The sequence below is a fragment of the Phaeobacter sp. PT47_59 genome (assembly GCF_028890025.1).
GTDB lineage: Bacteria > Pseudomonadota > Alphaproteobacteria > Rhodobacterales > Rhodobacteraceae > Phycobacter.
Genome location: NZ_JARCJL010000010.1, coordinates 123,647 through 138,578, shown reverse-complemented (window position 1 = coordinate 138,578; position 14,932 = coordinate 123,647). Strand labels below are relative to the sequence as shown.

The 14,932-nt window shown below is 65.0% G+C and carries 15 protein-coding genes; 9 read left to right on the top strand and 6 right to left on the bottom strand.

Annotation, left to right across the window (positions count from 1 at the left end; all coding sequences use genetic code 11):
* Positions 1 to 2: 2 nt before the first annotated feature.
* From moaB to PXK01_RS11670, 3 genes are all read left to right on the top strand, one after another.
* Positions 3 to 545: a molybdenum cofactor biosynthesis protein B gene (gene moaB, locus PXK01_RS11680; RefSeq protein WP_274849083.1), complete on the top strand. Its 543-nt coding sequence runs from the start codon at positions 3 to 5 to the stop codon at positions 543 to 545.
* 124 nt (positions 546 to 669) lie between these two features.
* Positions 670 to 2,133, top strand: coding sequence for an efflux RND transporter periplasmic adaptor subunit (locus PXK01_RS11675; protein ID WP_274860151.1), 1,464 nt, complete (start codon positions 670 to 672; stop codon positions 2,131 to 2,133).
* A 3-nt stretch (positions 2,134 to 2,136) separates the two neighbouring features.
* A complete protein-coding gene (locus PXK01_RS11670) occupies positions 2,137 to 5,586 on the top strand; it encodes an efflux RND transporter permease subunit (protein WP_274860150.1) in 3,450 nt (1,149 codons plus the stop codon).
* On the opposite strand, the gene PXK01_RS11665 is transcribed toward PXK01_RS11670, so the two are convergent.
* Positions 5,529 to 5,981 (bottom strand): NUDIX hydrolase, encoded by a 453-nt coding sequence (locus PXK01_RS11665; RefSeq protein ID WP_274849086.1) that lies wholly within the window; start codon positions 5,979 to 5,981, stop codon positions 5,529 to 5,531. The two genes, PXK01_RS11670 and PXK01_RS11665, sit on opposite strands and share 58 nt — an antisense overlap.
* Positions 5,978 to 6,778 carry a protein-disulfide reductase DsbD domain-containing protein gene (locus PXK01_RS11660; protein WP_446728447.1) on the bottom strand — a complete coding sequence of 267 codons (801 nt, stop codon included), beginning with the start codon at positions 6,776 to 6,778 and terminating at the stop codon, positions 5,978 to 5,980. The genes PXK01_RS11665 and PXK01_RS11660 overlap by 4 nt, the downstream gene beginning before the upstream one ends.
* A 238-nt stretch (positions 6,779 to 7,016) precedes the next feature.
* Here PXK01_RS11660 and PXK01_RS11655 point away from each other — a divergent pair, with 238 nt between their 5' ends.
* On the top strand, positions 7,017 to 7,640 hold the full coding sequence (locus PXK01_RS11655; RefSeq protein WP_274860149.1) for a YqgE/AlgH family protein: 624 nt from the start codon (positions 7,017 to 7,019) through the stop codon (positions 7,638 to 7,640).
* A gap of 214 nt (positions 7,641 to 7,854) precedes the next feature.
* On the opposite strand, the gene PXK01_RS11650 is transcribed toward PXK01_RS11655, so the two are convergent.
* Together PXK01_RS11650 and PXK01_RS11645 are read right to left on the bottom strand one after the other, a co-directional pair.
* On the bottom strand, positions 7,855 to 8,301 hold the full coding sequence (locus PXK01_RS11650) for a DsrE family protein (RefSeq protein WP_274860147.1): 447 nt from the start codon (positions 8,299 to 8,301) through the stop codon (positions 7,855 to 7,857).
* 220 nt (positions 8,302 to 8,521) lie between these two features.
* The gene (locus tag PXK01_RS11645) at positions 8,522 to 9,472 is read right to left on the bottom strand and encodes an L-threonylcarbamoyladenylate synthase (protein WP_274860145.1); all 951 of its coding nucleotides are present in this window, start codon (positions 9,470 to 9,472) and stop codon (positions 8,522 to 8,524) included.
* A 154-nt stretch (positions 9,473 to 9,626) separates the two neighbouring features.
* Here PXK01_RS11645 and PXK01_RS11640 point away from each other — a divergent pair, with 154 nt between their 5' ends.
* The 5 genes from PXK01_RS11640 (at position 9,627) to PXK01_RS11620 (ending at position 13,869) form a co-directional block, all read left to right on the top strand.
* Positions 9,627 to 11,330 carry an acyl-CoA dehydrogenase gene (locus PXK01_RS11640; RefSeq protein WP_274860144.1) on the top strand — a complete coding sequence of 568 codons (1,704 nt, stop codon included), beginning with the start codon at positions 9,627 to 9,629 and terminating at the stop codon, positions 11,328 to 11,330.
* Positions 11,330 to 12,376, top strand: coding sequence for an MBL fold metallo-hydrolase (locus PXK01_RS11635; RefSeq protein WP_274849092.1), 1,047 nt, complete (start codon positions 11,330 to 11,332; stop codon positions 12,374 to 12,376). The genes PXK01_RS11640 and PXK01_RS11635 overlap by 1 nt, the downstream gene beginning before the upstream one ends.
* Positions 12,377 to 12,409: 33 nt before the next feature.
* Positions 12,410 to 12,895 (top strand): DUF6173 family protein, encoded by a 486-nt coding sequence (locus PXK01_RS11630; protein ID WP_274860193.1) that lies wholly within the window; start codon positions 12,410 to 12,412, stop codon positions 12,893 to 12,895.
* A gap of 189 nt (positions 12,896 to 13,084) precedes the next feature.
* On the top strand, positions 13,085 to 13,219 hold the full coding sequence (locus tag PXK01_RS11625; protein WP_274849093.1) for an aa3-type cytochrome c oxidase subunit IV: 135 nt from the start codon (positions 13,085 to 13,087) through the stop codon (positions 13,217 to 13,219).
* Between the two features lie 68 nt (positions 13,220 to 13,287).
* The gene (locus PXK01_RS11620; RefSeq protein ID WP_342456189.1) at positions 13,288 to 13,869 is read left to right on the top strand and encodes a hypothetical protein; all 582 of its coding nucleotides are present in this window, start codon (positions 13,288 to 13,290) and stop codon (positions 13,867 to 13,869) included.
* Between the two features lies 1 nt (position 13,870).
* Here PXK01_RS11620 and PXK01_RS11615 read toward each other — a convergent pair whose 3' ends face one another.
* Together PXK01_RS11615 and PXK01_RS11610 are read right to left on the bottom strand one after the other, a co-directional pair.
* Entirely contained in the window at positions 13,871 to 14,203 is a 333-nt protein-coding gene (locus PXK01_RS11615; RefSeq protein ID WP_274860142.1) for an AzlD domain-containing protein, read from the bottom strand.
* The gene (locus PXK01_RS11610) at positions 14,200 to 14,922 is read right to left on the bottom strand and encodes an AzlC family ABC transporter permease (protein WP_274860141.1); all 723 of its coding nucleotides are present in this window, start codon (positions 14,920 to 14,922) and stop codon (positions 14,200 to 14,202) included. Before PXK01_RS11610 ends, PXK01_RS11615 begins: the two co-directional genes overlap by 4 nt.
* Positions 14,923 to 14,932: the final 10 nt, after the last annotated feature.

The following is a 14,932-nucleotide window of genomic DNA, read 5'->3' as shown; positions in this document are numbered from 1 at the left end:
CCATGTCCCGTATCGATGAGAGCAAGGACTTCATCCCCGTCCGCATCGCCATCCTGACCGTCTCTGACAGCCGATCCCTGGAAGAGGACCGTTCGGGGCAGGTGCTGGTGGACCGTTTGACCGAGGCGGGTCATGTGTTGGCGGATCGCAAGATCCTGCCGGATGAGCGGGACCAGATCGCCGATCAGCTGCGCGCCTGGGTGGCCGACCCGGAGGTGGATGTTGTGATCTCGACTGGCGGCACCGGCCTCACCGGGCGCGACGTTACGGTGGAGGCGCACCGGGATGTCTATGAAAAAGAGATCGACGCCTTCGGCACGGTGTTCACCATAGTTTCCATGCAGAAGATCGGCACCTCGGCGGTGCAGTCGCGGGCCACGGGCGGTGTTGCAGGGGGCACCTATCTGTTCGCGCTGCCCGGCAGCCCTGGCGCCTGCAAGGATGGCTGGGACGAAATCCTGGGCAAGCAGCTCGATTTCCGCCACCGCCCCTGCAATTTCGTCGAAATAATGCCCCGTTTGGATGAACATCTGCGACGGAAGTGATCCGCGCCTGCGTGTAAGCTCGTAAAGGGTATGTTCAGTTGCTATCTTTTCAGGTGGGCGATCGCCCCTGCCTGGGTGTTGGTTTGGGAAATATCGGCAGCATTTGCCACCGGAAGGAAAAGACATGCGGTTTCTGCGGCATAGTTTGATGGGCCTGTTTTTGGCAGCGCTGACGCTGGGCCTGCTGGCCTGGGCGGGATCGCTGGTGATGGGCGCGATTGAGGCACGGATGAATGCCGAGCCGCGCACGCCGCCTGCCCGCGAACGCATCTTTGCGGTGCGCGTGGTGACGGCGGATGAACAGACCATCGCGCCTGAACTCATCGCCTTTGGCCGCATCGAAAGCCGCCGCACCCTGGAACTGCGCACCGCGCTGGGCGGCCGGGTGATCCATCTTTCCGACCATTTCGAAGAGGGCGGGCGCGTCGATGAAGGCGCGCTTTTGGTGCAGATCGACCCGGCGGATGCGCAGGCGGCACTGGACCGGGCCGAGGCGGACATGCTGGATGCCGAGGCCGAGGAGCGCGATGCGGGCCGGGCCTTGGTACTGGCCAATGATGAACTCGCCGCCTCGCAGGATCAGGCGGAGCTGCGCCAGAAGGCCTATCAGCGGCAATTGGACCTGGAGGAACGCGGTGTCGGCACCGCCGCGACCGTGGAAACCGCGGCCCTTGCGGCAGCACAGGCGCGCCAGGCGGTGATTTCGCGCAGGCAGGCGGTGTCGCAGGCCGAGGCACGTGTCGATCAGGCCAAGACCCGCGTCGCCCGGGCCGAGATCGCTCTGGAGACTGCGCGGCGTGATCTGGCCGATACCACCATCACGGCGGCCTTCAGCGGCACCTTGCAAGCGGTGACCCTGGTGGAAGGGCGGCTGGTCTCTGCCAATGAAAAACTGGCCGAGTTGGTGGATCCGGACCGGCTGGAGGTCGCCTTTCGCGTCTCCACCTCGCAATATGCGCGGCTTTTGGATGAGGCGGGCCGCCTGATTGAAGCGCCGGTGAAGGTGATGCTGGATGCCGCGGGGGCGGCGCTGTCGGCCACGGGCACGCTGTCGCGTGTCAGCGGCGCGGCGGGGGATGGGCAGACCGGGCGCCTGGTCTATGCCCGTCTGGATGCGGCGCCGGGCTTCAAACCGGGCGATTTCGTCACCGTTTCCGTGACCGAGCCGCCGGTCGAACGCGTGGTGCGCGTGCCCGCCTCGGCGCTGGGCAGCGATGGTGCGGTTCTGGTCCTGGGCGCGGATGACCGGCTGGAGACGCTTCCGGTGGACCTGGTGCGTCGGCAGGGCGACGATGTGCTGATCCGCGGCGCGGGGCTTGCCGGGCGCGACGTGGTTATGGGGCGCACGCCCCTGTTGGGTGCGGGGATCCGGGTGCGGCCGCTGCGGCTGGGGGCCGATGCACAGGTCGTGGCGCCGGAACCGGAGCTGATCGAACTGACAGAGGATCGCCGCGCCAAACTTGTCGCCTTTGTGGAGGGCAACACGCGCATGCCAGAGGAGGCGCGCAAGCGGGTGCTGGCTAAGCTTGCGGAACCTTCGGTGCCCGCGCAGCTGGTGAACCGTATCGAAACCCGGATGGGGGGCTGATCCATGCGCGATCTGTCCCGGCCCGCGGGCGGTATCCTGAGCTATTTCACCCGTCACCGCACGGCGGCGAACCTCCTGCTGGTGATCCTGCTGGTGCTGGGCGCTGCGGCGATCCCGAACATGCGGGCGCAGTTCTTCCCGGATGTGATCGTCGAGAATGTCACCGTGCGGGTGCAATGGGACGGCGCCGGGCCTGAGGATGTGGACAGCGCCATCGTGCAGGCGCTGGAGCCTGCCCTATTGGCGGTTGACGGGGTCGAGGAAAGCAGCGCGATCTCGCGGGAAGGGCTGGCGACCATCACGCTGGACTTCGAACCGGGCTGGGACATGTCGCGCGCCGCCGATGACGTGCAGACCGCCGTAAGCCTGGTCACCACCCTGCCGGAAGAATCCGAGGAACCGACTGTCAAACGCGGCGCCTGGCGGGATCGTGTGACGGACGTTGTGATCACCGGCGATATCGGCCCGGCGCAGCTGGGCCTGTTTGCCGATGAGCTGGTCGTGCGCCTGTTCGAGGTTGGCGTCACCCGCACCACCATTCGGGGCGTCGCCGCGCCCGAAACCATTGTCGAGGTGCCCTCGGCTTCGCTGATCACCCATGATGTCAGCATGTCCGAGATCGCCACGGCAATCGCGGCTGAAGTGACTGCCGATCCCGCAGGAGACGTGACGGGCGCAAATGCCCGCGTGCGCACTGGGCGCGAGAAACGCAGCCCCGATGAAATCGCCGGGATCGTGCTGCGCACCAATGCGGATGGATCTGTGCTGACCATCGGCGATGTGGCGCGGGTCCGGGTCGAAGGCGTGGATCGCGCGCGATCCTACTTCGTGGGCGACAGCCCGGCCATGTCGATCCGGGTGGACCGTTCGGATCAGGGCGATGCCATCGGCATTCAGCACACCGTGGAAAAGGTCGTTGGCGAATTGCAGCAGAGCCTGCCGCAGGGCGTCAGTGCCGACCTGATCCGCACCCGGGCAGAGGCGATCTCGGACCGGTTGAACATCCTGGTCGACAACGGTCTGATGGGGCTGGGCCTGGTGCTGGTCCTGTTGTTCCTGTTCCTCAATGTGCGCATCGCCTTCTGGGTGGCGGCGGGCATACCGGCGGCGATGTTTGCCGCCGTGGCGCTGATGTATGCGGCCGGGCTGACCATCAACATGGTCTCCCTCTTCGGGTTGATCATCACGCTTGGTATCGTGGTCGATGATGCCATCGTGGTGGGGGAGCACGCCGATTTCCGGGTGCGTCGTCTCGGCGAACCCCCGGTGCAGGCGGCCGAAAACGCCGCCCGGCGCATGGCGATGCCGGTCTTTGCCGCGACGCTGACCACGATCATCGCCTTCTTCGGGCTGACGTTTATCGGCGGGCGGTTTGGCGATCTGATCCGCGACATCCCCTTCACGGTGATCGCGGTGCTGGCGGCCTCTTTGGTGGAGTGTTTCCTGATCCTGCCCAATCACATGGCCCATGCCCTGGCGCATGGACAGCAGCGGCATTGGTACGACTGGCCGAACCGGGCGGTGAACAGCGGTTTCCGCTGGCTGCGAGACACCCTGTTCCGCCCGCTGATGGGCCTGGTGGTGCGGGCGCGTTACGTGGTGTTGGCGGGGGCTGCGGTGATCCTGGCCAGCCAGTTGGCGTTGTTCATCGGCGGCGATGTGAAATGGCGCTTCTTCAACGCGCCGGAGCGGGGATCGGTCACCGGCAACTTTGCCATGGCGGAAGGTGCTACCCGCGAAGACACGCTGGCGATGATGCGCGAGATGCAGCGCGCGACCGAGGCGCTGGGCGCCGAATATGCCGAACGCTATGGCCGCAACCCGCTGGACTTCGTCATGGCCGAGGTCGGCGGCAATGCCGGGCGCGGCCTGTCGGGCGTCGATGCCAAGGACGAGGATCTCTTGGGTGGCATCTCGATCGAGTTGATCGACGCGGATCTGCGGCCCGAGTATTCCAGTTTTGCCTTTGTTGCCGAGTTGCAGGACCGGGTGGAACGCCACCCGATGGTCGAGACGATCTCCTTCCGCAGCTGGCGCTCGGGGCCGGGGGGCGATGCGCTGGATGTGCAGTTCTACGGCGCCGAGGTGCAGACCCTGAAAGCCGCATCCGAGGATCTGAAAACCGCTGTCCTGCGGTTCCCCGAGGTCTCGGCGGTGGAGGACAACCTTGCCTATGACAAGGAAGAGCTGATCCTGGATCTGACCCCGCAGGGGCAGGCGCTGAACTTTACCATCGACAGCCTGGGCCGGGCCCTGCGCGCGCGCCTGAACGGCATCGAGGCGGCCACCTATCCGGAGGGGCCGCGCAGCGCCACCATCCGCGTGGAGCTGCCGGAAGGCGAGCTGACGGCGGATTTCCTCGAACGCACCCTGATGCGGGCGCCGAATGGCAGCTACGTGCCCCTGGCCGATATCGTCTCGGTCAGCCAGCGCAGCGGCTTTTCCACCGTGCGGCGGGAAAACGGCATTCGGGTGATCAGCGTCACAGGCGACATTTCCGAGGACGACCCGGCGCGCGCCGAAGCGGTGATCAAGGCGCTGGAAGAAGAGATTCTGCCCAATATCGCCAGCGAACGGCAGGTCGAGTGGCGTCTGTCCGGTCTAAGCGAACAGGAAGACACCTTCCTGTCGGAGGCGGGCACCGGTCTGATCCTGTGCCTCACGGGCATCTACCTGGTGCTGGCCTGGATCTTTGCCAGCTGGACGCGGCCCCTGGTGGTGATGGCGATCATTCCCTTTGGCCTGGTGGGCACGATCTGGGGCCATTACATCTGGGAGGTGCCGCTCAGCATGTTCACGGTGGTGGGCCTTCTGGGCATGACCGGGATCATCATCAACGATTCCATTGTGCTGGTGACCACCATCGACGACTACGCCAAAGAGCGCGGGCTGGTGCCGTCGATCATCGACGGCGCGGCGGACCGGTTGCGGCCGGTGATGCTGACCACGCTGACCACGGTGCTGGGGCTGGCGCCCTTGATGTACGAAAGCTCGCAACAGGCGCAGTTCCTGAAACCGACGGTAATCACCCTGGTCTACGGGCTTGGCTTTGGCATGTTCCTGGTGCTGCTGGTGGTGCCTGCGCTGGTGGCCGTGCAGCGGGACGCCTCGCACCCGCTGGCCTCGCTGCGGCGGGCGCTGCGCTCACGCGGGCGGGCGCATACGCGGGGTCTGCGCGGGTTGATCGTGGGGTCTGGTCTGGCGCAGCTGGGCTGGCTGGCCGTGACGATGGGCTGGGCCATGGCAACAGGCGCCTTGCATCCGATGCTGCGCGGTGTGTTGTCGGGCGTCGCCCCCGCCCTTGCAGGGATGGATCCCATCAAGGCGGGGCTGGTCCTGTTCCTGATCGGATCGGCGGTGCTGGCGCTGGTGACCTATCTCGTGGGGGCGCTCATTCACGCCATGAGATCGCGCCAGCGAGACCGGGCCAGCAGGGCGACCTCGGCCACCTGATCGATCAGCTCCAGCCCGCTGGCAGAGAGGCTGTCGACGGCGACCCAATCGGCCTGCAAGGCATCGTCGTCGGGCGTCGGCGTGCCGGTCACGTAATCGCAGAGAACCGCCGTCAGCAGGTAGTGATGGGAAATACCCTCGGCTCCGCCCGCAGGGTCGGGCAGGATCACATCCACATTGGTGAGATATTCCAGCGGGCGGGCCTGCACGCCGGTTTCCTCGTGCAATTCACGCGCAGCGGCCTCCAGCGCGGTTTCGCCCCATTCCACATGGCCGCCGGGAAAACCCCACCAGCCCGCGCTGGGGGGATTGCGGCGCTGAACCAGGATGACGCTGTCACGGCCCGCAACGCGGCGGCACACGACCGCCAAGGCGCCCAAGACCGGGCGGCTCATCCGGCGTCACAGCCCTGGATATCGACCGCATGGTTTTGGCCCAGCACGGTGATGCGCAGGTTGGAGCGATCAATGGCTGCGGGGCTGTTCTGGGTTGCGGGCAGAAACTCGGTACTGGCAAGAAGGAAGCCGCCGCTGCGCCGGGCGCTGGTCTCTCCGGCCACCAGATGAGGGGTGCCGGGCTCGATCACGGCGAGCTCCTCTCCGCCGGCGCTGGGCATCTGGATGCGCGCCTCGACCTTCAGCCCGTAGCGGCCGGGCGTCAGCGAACAGGTGGCGGAGGTGACCCCCGCCTCGGCCGCCGAATAGGGGCGCGAGGCCAGAGCCGCCACAATGGCCGGGTTGCGCCGGGCCTCGGGCTGGAGCCGGTGGTCGAACTTCAATTCGGAGGGCACGCAGACATCCTTGCAGATGCCCAGTTCCATGCGCCCCTTGAGACGGACCGGTTTGCCGGGCTGTTTCGGGGTGATCTCGACCGGCAGAATGACCTGGTCGTGATAGCCGATGGTGCGGTACCCCGCAGACATGAAGACCTCGGGCGCGGGCCAGGTCATCTCGACCGCGCCGATATTGCGCGACCCCCGCCAGGAAAACCGCGGCGGAATGCCCGCATCGCCTGGCGTGCGCCAGTAGGTCTTCCAGCCCTCCGACAGGGTCAACCGCAGGGCCCCCATATAGGTGCCCCGGCTGGTGAGCCCGCCATCAAGGATTTCGATCTGCACAAGATCCGACGGCGCCAGCGCCTCTGTGGCCTCTGCGGCATGTCCCAAGGGCGCCAGCGCAAGAAGGGCGAACAAGGTCGCAGCGGCGCGGCGCCTGAGTGGCGTGTTCAGGGCACGGCGAAGCAGGGGCGCGGCGCTGGAAGGCCGTTCAGGAGCGTGGGGAGGTTGCATGATCATCATAATACCATAGATGCGTATTCTATGAGTAAATGCCAAGTCACGAAGCGGTCAGAATGTGCCTGGCCGGGCTGCACCAATGTCGCAGGCGGGTCTTTGCCGAGCCGCGCCCTTGCACCAACTGGCCGCGGGTTGCATGCTGGCCCCATGCCGTTTGGGTCGAACCGGCCGGTCCGCACAGCACGCAGACAGAAAGACAAACGAAATGGATCTTACAGGTAAACTCTTGATCGCCATGCCCGGCATCGGCGATCCGCGGTTTGAACATTCGGTGGTGTTTCTGTGCTCGCACAGCGAGGAGGGCGCCATGGGGCTGATCGTGAACAAGACGGCGCCGGAGGTAAAACTGGGCAGCCTTTTGGAGCAGTTGGAGATCAAGGCGGACCCCGAAGCGGCGGCGCTGCCGGTGCGTTTCGGTGGCCCGGTGGAGACACAGCGGGGCTTTGTGCTGCACTCGGACGAGTATGAATCGCGGGTAAATTCGCTGGAAATACCCGGGGGATTCGCCATGACGGCGACGCTGGACATTCTGGAGGATATCGCCGAGGGGCGTGGCCCGGACAAGCTGACGGTGATGCTGGGCTATGCAGGCTGGGGGCCGGGGCAGCTGGAGGGCGAGATCGTCGCCAATGGCTGGCTGACGGCTGAGGCCAGTAGCGAGTTGCTGTTCGATATGGCGGATCTGGACAAGTGGGAAGCGGCGCTGAGGTCGCTGGGGGTTGATCCGGTATCCCTCTCGGCCAGTGCCGGGACCGCCTGATCGGGCAGGGAGGTCGACCGCAAGGGGCGCGCTCCCGCGCCTTGTCACACCCATCACAGATGGGCGGACACGCCTTGGGCCTGGCGCCGCGCTGATGCGCGGCGCGGTTGCGTTTCTGGGCGGCCCGCTGCCTGATCGCTACCGGATCACCGGCCTTTGCACACGGCTGCACAGCTTTGCGGCGGCGGAGCCAAAGGTCACCTGAAGGCACCTGTCAGGGGCGGATGTAGGAGAAGCCCTGCTCCTGCAATTCCACCAGGCGGACAACACCGGAGGGTACGATCGAAGCCTCATCCATGAGGGCAACCTCCTTGCCGGCCTTCTCGCTCATCTTGCGGTGGGTGTTGCCGCAGGCCGAGAAGGAGAGCTGATCGATTTCCAGGCTCATGGCGGAAATGCGATCCGCGACGGGGCTTTTGCCTGGGATCAGCATGTTGAGGCCGGGGCCATAGGCAACCACTTCGACCACGGCAGTATCGCCTTGGGACGTGTAGTAGTTCGTCAGGTTCTGCACGTTGTTCAGCGCCATGTTCATGACCTTGGGGTCGTTCTGGTTCACGTGAACCGCGACGTGATGGATCTTTCCCTCGGCCAGGGCCTCGCCTGTCCAGCCCGTGCCAAGTCCGGCTGCTAGGACCGCAGCCGCCAGTAGATGTTTCATGATGTTCCTCCGTATAGTGAAGCTAGGGTAGTCCGGTTCTGGCTTTATGCATAGAGACTGACGAATATGTGAATGCATTCTTCGTGACGGGTTCTAAGGGCTGCCCTCGCCTGTGGCGGAACCGCGCCGCGCGCCCGCGCGGCGCCGGGCCCAACCCTGAGGGGCATATCTCATATGTCCCGCAAGGGGCGGGAGCAGTCCGATCTGGAATGGAGTGCCGTCAGTCCCGTGGGGCCGCGGCCCGGCGCAGGCGGTCGTTGATCGCAACACCCAGCCCGCGATCGGGGACAGGGGCGACGGCAATCGGCTGGCTCAGGGCGTCCAGCCGGTGCAGGTGATCAAAGAGATTGGCCGCCGCCTCGGACAGGTCTCCGGTTTCCGAGAGGTTGAGATCGCAGGCCATGGGACCAAAGCCCAGCAGGACTTCTCCCTCCAGGGCCGTCTGCGCCTCAAGCCGGACGCGGGCCTTTGGCGCATAATGCGACAGGAGCTGCCCCGGCGCGGTCAAGGGGTCGGCCGCATTGCGCTGCGCAAGGGGCTGGCCGATGACCGCTTCGATCTCCTCTGCCGCCAGACCGCCGGGCCGCAGCAGGACAGGTTCCGGTCCGGCCAGGCCGAGGATGGTCGATTCCACCCCAACACCGCAGGGTCCATCATCCACCACGGCAGCGATCTTGCCCTTCAGACCGGCCAGCACATGGGCTGCCGTTGTCGGGCTGATGCGACCGGAGGGGTTGGCAGAGGGCGCCGCCACCGGTCCGCCCACATGGGCAAGCAGGCGCAGGGCGGTGGGATGGGCGGGCACCCGTACCGCCAGGGTCTCAAGCCCCGCCGTCACGAGGCTGGAAACGCCATGGCCCGCGCGCAGGGGCAGCACCAGGGTCAGCGGGCCGGGCCAGAAGGCCGCTGCCAGCCGTTCGGCCATATCGCTCCACTGTACCAGCTCTTGCGCCGCCGCGACCGAGTGCACATGGGCAATCAGAGGATTGAAGCTGGGGCGCCCCTTGGCCGCATAGACCGCTGCCACAGCCGTGCCATTGCGCGCGTCGGCGCCCAGGCCATAGACGGTCTCGGTCGGGAAGGACACCAATTGCCCCGCCTTCAACAGCTCGGCGGCATGGATCAGATCCTGATCCGAGGGGCCGAGGATTTCCGTGATTTGGCTGCACATGGCGGGTGACGCGGCGTTTTGGTTGATTGAAAAGGGCGAGTGGATAGGTAATCCAACAGGCCGCGAGATATAAGGGGCCTCGTATGTGTTGCCAAGTCTGGGTTAAGACTGTTGCGCAGATGAGAGCACCCAAGAGGACCCCAAGAGGACGCCAATGACCTTCCGTTCCCCCGTTAGCGAGTATGAATTCCTGCTCAACCATATCATCGGTTTCGACCGGGTCGCCGCGACCGAGCGGTTTAGCGAGGCCTCGGACGACATGGTCTCTGCCATCCTGAACGAGGCGGGCAAGATGTGCGACGAGGTGATGGCGCCGCTGCAACGGCCGGGCGATCTCAACCCGGCCTATCTGGAGAACGGTGTCCTGCGCACCTCGCCCGGCTTTGCCGAGGGCTGGAACGCCATCGCCGAGGGCGGCTGGATCGGCATGAGCGCGCCGCAGGAACATGGCGGCATGGGGCTGCCGATGACCTTGACCTCGGCGGTCAATGAAATGATGTCGGGGGCCTGCCTCTCGCTGCAGCTGGCGCCCTTGATGAGCCAGGGCCAGATCGAGGCGCTGGATCACCACGCTTCGGATGCGCTGAAGGAGCTTTACCTGCCGAAACTGATCTCGGGCGAATGGACCGGCACCATGAATCTGACCGAGCCGCAGGCCGGATCGGATGTGGGGGCGCTCAGTTCCAAGGCGGAACCCAATGGCGATGGCACCTATGCGGTCAGCGGCCAGAAGATCTTCATCACCTGGGGCGACAATGATTTCGCCGGGAACATCTGCCACCTGGTGCTGGCACGGCTGCCCGACGGCGCGCCGGGCACCAAGGGGATTTCACTGTTCCTGGTGCCCAAGTATCTGCCGGATGAGAATGGCGTGCCCGGCAAGGCCAACAGTCTCAAGGTGGTCAGCCTCGAACATAAATTGGGCATCCACGGCAGCCCCACCTGCGTGATGCAGTATGACGGTGCCACCGGCTGGCTGGTGGGCAAGGAACATGGCGGCATGGCGGCCATGTTCACCATGATGAACAACGCGCGCCTTGGTGTCGGCGGGCAGGGTGTCGGCGTGGCCGAAGCTGCCTATCAGCAGGCACTGGCCTATGCGACAGAGCGCAAGCAGGGCAAGACGCCCTCGGGGACCATCGCCGATCATGCCGATGTGCGCCGGATGCTGATGGAGATGAAGGCGGATGTCTTTGCCTCCCGCGCGATCCTGCTGTCCTGCGCCCAGGCCATCGACATGGCCGCGGCGACACAGGAGCCGGAGTGCGCCGCCCGCGCCGCTTTCCTGACGCCGATCGCCAAGGCCTTTGGCACCGATACCGGGATCCGGGTTGCCGAAACCGGGGTGCAGGTGCATGGCGGCATGGGCTTCATCGAGGAAACCGGCGCGGCGCAGTTCTGCCGCGATGTGCGGGTGACCTCGATCTACGAGGGCACCAATGGCATCCAAGCCATGGATCTGGTGGCGCGCAAGATGATGGATGGCGGCGAGATGGCCAACCGCCTGATGGACGAGATCGAAGAGCAGGCCGAACGCGCCCGCCAGGTCTATCCCAATATGGCCGAAGCCGTCTGGCAGGCCTGCGAAAGCCTGCGCGAGGCGACCGACTGGCTGGTGGCGCAGGAGGATCTGCAGAACCGCTTTGCCGGGGCGGTGCCCTACCTGCGCGCCTTTGCCCGCGTTCTGGGCGGTCATTTCCACCTGATGGCGGCGATGGCCGATCAGGGCGGCGCGCGCGAAAAACTGGCGCGCTTCTACGTCAAGCGGATGCTGCCCGAGCATGCAGGTCTGCTGCAACACGCACAGGAAGGCATCGAAGGTGTCATGGCGCTCACGCTTGAAGAGTTGGCAAACTGATGGCCTCGGTTCCCGAAGTCGGCCCGCGCACCCCCTGGGAAGAGCCGCCCGCATTGGGTGAGGCGATCGAAGTGGCCGAGGGTGTCCTGTGGATGCGCCAGCCGCTGCCGATGAAGCTGGATCACGTCAATGTCTACGCCTTCGACGAGGGCGACAGCTGGACGGTGGTCGATACCGGTTTCAACATGAAGAAAAGCCGCGGGATCTGGGAAAGCCTGATGGCGGGTCCCTTGAAGGGCAAGCCGATTTCGCGCGTGGTGGCGACCCACCATCATCCTGATCACATCGGTCTGGCGGGCTGGTTCCAGTCGCAATACGGCGCGGAGCTGGTCACCACCCGCACCGCCTGGCTGTTCGCCCGCATGCTGACCCTGGACGTGCAGGAAACCTGGCCCGAGGAAACCCTCGCCTATTACCGCAGCGCAGGCATGGATCAGGAGATCTACGACCAGCGCGTCGCCGAGCGGCCCTTCAACTTTGCCGATACGGTCTATCCGATGCCACTGGGCTTTACCCGGATCAAGCAGGACGATGTCTTCCGCATGGGCGGGCGCGATTGGGACGTGCATATGGGCAATGGCCACTCGCCCGAACATGCCACCTTCTGGAGCCGCGACGACAATCTGGTGATCACCGGCGATCAGATCCTGTCCTCGATCAGCCCCAATATCGGTGTCTATGCCACCGAACCGATGGCCGATCCTTTGGGGGAATGGCTGGAGGCCTGCGAACGGCTGGCGCCGCTGGCGCGTCACGACCATCTGGCGCTGGGAGGGCACAAGCTGCCGTTCTCGCGCCTGCCGCTGCGCATGCGCCAGCTCATTGACAACCACCATGGCGCGCTGGAGCGCTTGATGGATCACCTCGACACGCCGCGCACCGCCGCCGAATGTTTTGCGCCGCTGTTCAAGCGGAAAATCGGCGCGGGCGAATACGGGCTTGCGCTGGTCGAGGCGGTGGCCCATGTCAACCATCTCTACCACACGGGCCAGGTGAGCCGTGACCAGCGCGAGGATGGCGCCTGGCTTTATCAGCGTAAGGGCTAGGCCCAGAAAAGGCGGGCATTGATGGAACGCAAGATCCACAGCAGCATCGAGACCAGCGCCGAGATGGCCGAGGCGGCGGTCCTGCCGCAGGTGCATGAGGTCCATTGCGACCCGAGGCCAGGACAGAGCAGCCCGAAGCTGCCCAAGGCGATGCAGCAACCGGCCGAGGCGAAAAGCCCGGCGCGTTGGGCCTATGAGCGGATCATCCTCTATATCAAGAACTTCGAGGAGCAGCTCGATAGCGAACAGGAAGTCGCCATGGGCTTTGCCGGCGGCGAGGCCGGTGTCATGCGGATCGAAGGTATGGGCTATTTCGACCCCGATATCGTGACCTTCTACGGTTCGGACAGCGCGGGCACCCGCACCCAGCTGGTGCAGCATGTGACGCAGCTGAACGTGATGCTGCGCGCCCTGCCCAAGGCACGCCCCGAAACCCCGGCCACCCGCATCGGGTTCCGGCTGGCCCGCGATCTGGAAGAGCACCGCGATCCGGAAGACGGGCGCGATTCGCAAGGCTGAACCCAGCCTGCCACGGCACCGGATCTCGGTCTTGTGCCCGCCTTTTGTCAGGCTCGTGCCAAGGCGATTGCATGGCAAATGCGCCGCAGGGGCGATGATTTTCGCAGGGATGCGCCCGATTGACGTCGTGACAGGGCGAATGAAATCCAGTATCCACGGGCAAAACATACGCGAATAGGACATCGACACATGGCTGAGCACAAACACGGTTCCATGGATACCACCGTTCAGGAGCAGACCTACTCCGGCTTCATCACCTTCACGGTCCGCTTCTGCATCTTTCTCGCAATCTTTGCGGTCTTCCTGGCCGTTTTTGCGACCTGATCCAGGGCAGTTTCATGCGTAAATCGGTGCTGCGTCTGGCGTGTCTCGCGTCAGTCGCGGGAAGTAGCATGATGTTGGCGGGCTGCTCCGAGCAGCCCCAGCCCAATGCCGACGATGCGACCCTTCAGCGGGTCGCCTATAGCCATCCTGCTCCGCCTTCGTTGACCCTTTATACGATGGTGAACAATCGCACCGGGGCAGGCGGGCATACATCCTTGATGGTCAATGCCTCCGAGCGGGTGATTTTTGATCCCGCCGGATCCTTCTATGCCGATGTCGTGCCTGAGCGGAACGATGTGCTTTACGGGATCACCCCGGCGGTGGAGCGGGCCTATCGCGGGTCTCACGCGCGCAGCACCCACCACGTGATGGTGCAGGAGATCCCGGTGACGGCAGAGCAGGCGCAGCTGGCCTACAATCTGGTGGTCAGCAATGGTCGGGTGCCCGGTGCCTATTGCGCCAATGCGACCGCCTCGGTCCTGAAGAAGATCCCCGGCTTCGAGGATATTCAGGTCACCTTCTACCCGGTGAAACTGGCCGATCAGATCGCCCGGTTGCCCGGCGTGGAAACCAACCGCTACTATGAGAACGACAGCGCCGACCTGCAGGTGGGCCTTGCGCGCAACAATGCGATCCTGAACGGCGGTTAGATCAGCCGCTGAAATAAAGCAGCAGAACGAAAGATGCCGCTCCGGTGCCCATCGCCAGGAGCACGTGTTTGGTGAAATACCCCACTGCCAATGTGATCGCCGCCACCGCCACATGGGGCAGGCTGGGCGTGCCGCCCGTCGGCGCGGGCCAGGCCACCAGCGGGGTCACCAGCGCCGGGATGATGGCCACGGCGGTATAGCGCAGGTGCCGCATCAGCCAGTCCGGCATGGCGCGACCGCCGACCAGCCCGATAAAGGCAAAGCGCAGCAGGTAGCTGCCCACGGCCAGCCCGATGATGACGGTCCACAGCGTTGTCGGGTCCAGGGTGTTCATGCGCGGTCCTCTTTCAGGCGCCGTTCCAGCCACAGCTCGGCCTGAGCGCCAGCCATCATGCCCGCAAGGCCGGCAACGATCAGGCCCAGGTTATAGGGCAGGGCGGCGGCGGGCAGGGCGGTCACCACGGCAACGAAACAGGCTGCCAGATGGGCAGGCGTGCGCAGCATCGGCCCGATCATCGCCAGAAAGGCCAGCGGCAGCACGAAATCCAAACCCCAGCTTTCAGGCACCTGCGCGCCGATCAGGGCGCCGATGATCGTGGCCACCATCCAGCCCGGCGCCACCAGCCCGTTGGTGCCAAAGAAATAGGCCATCCGCTCAGGCACCGACATCTCCGGTTCGCTCTCGAATTTCACGATCGACAGGGCATAGGATTGATCCACCGTGAAATAGGCGGCAATGGCGCGCTGCCAGAGCGGCGCCGACCCCAGATAGGGCGTGAGCGAGGCCGAATACATCGCCACCCGCAGGTTCACCGCCAGCGCCGAGATCAGCACGATGAGAATCGGTGCATTCTCCTGCATCAGCTGCAGGGCGGTAAATTGGGCCGATCCGGCGAAGACCGCCAGCGAGAAGGTCAGTGCCTCAGGGACAATCAGTCCCGCTTCGGCTGCCAGCACCCCGAACAATAGCCCAAAAGGTCCCGACACCAGGACAAAAGGCGCGCCATCGCGCAGACCTCTCCAAAAGGCTGATTTCACTGTGGTGGTCGCCATGTGCCCGTCC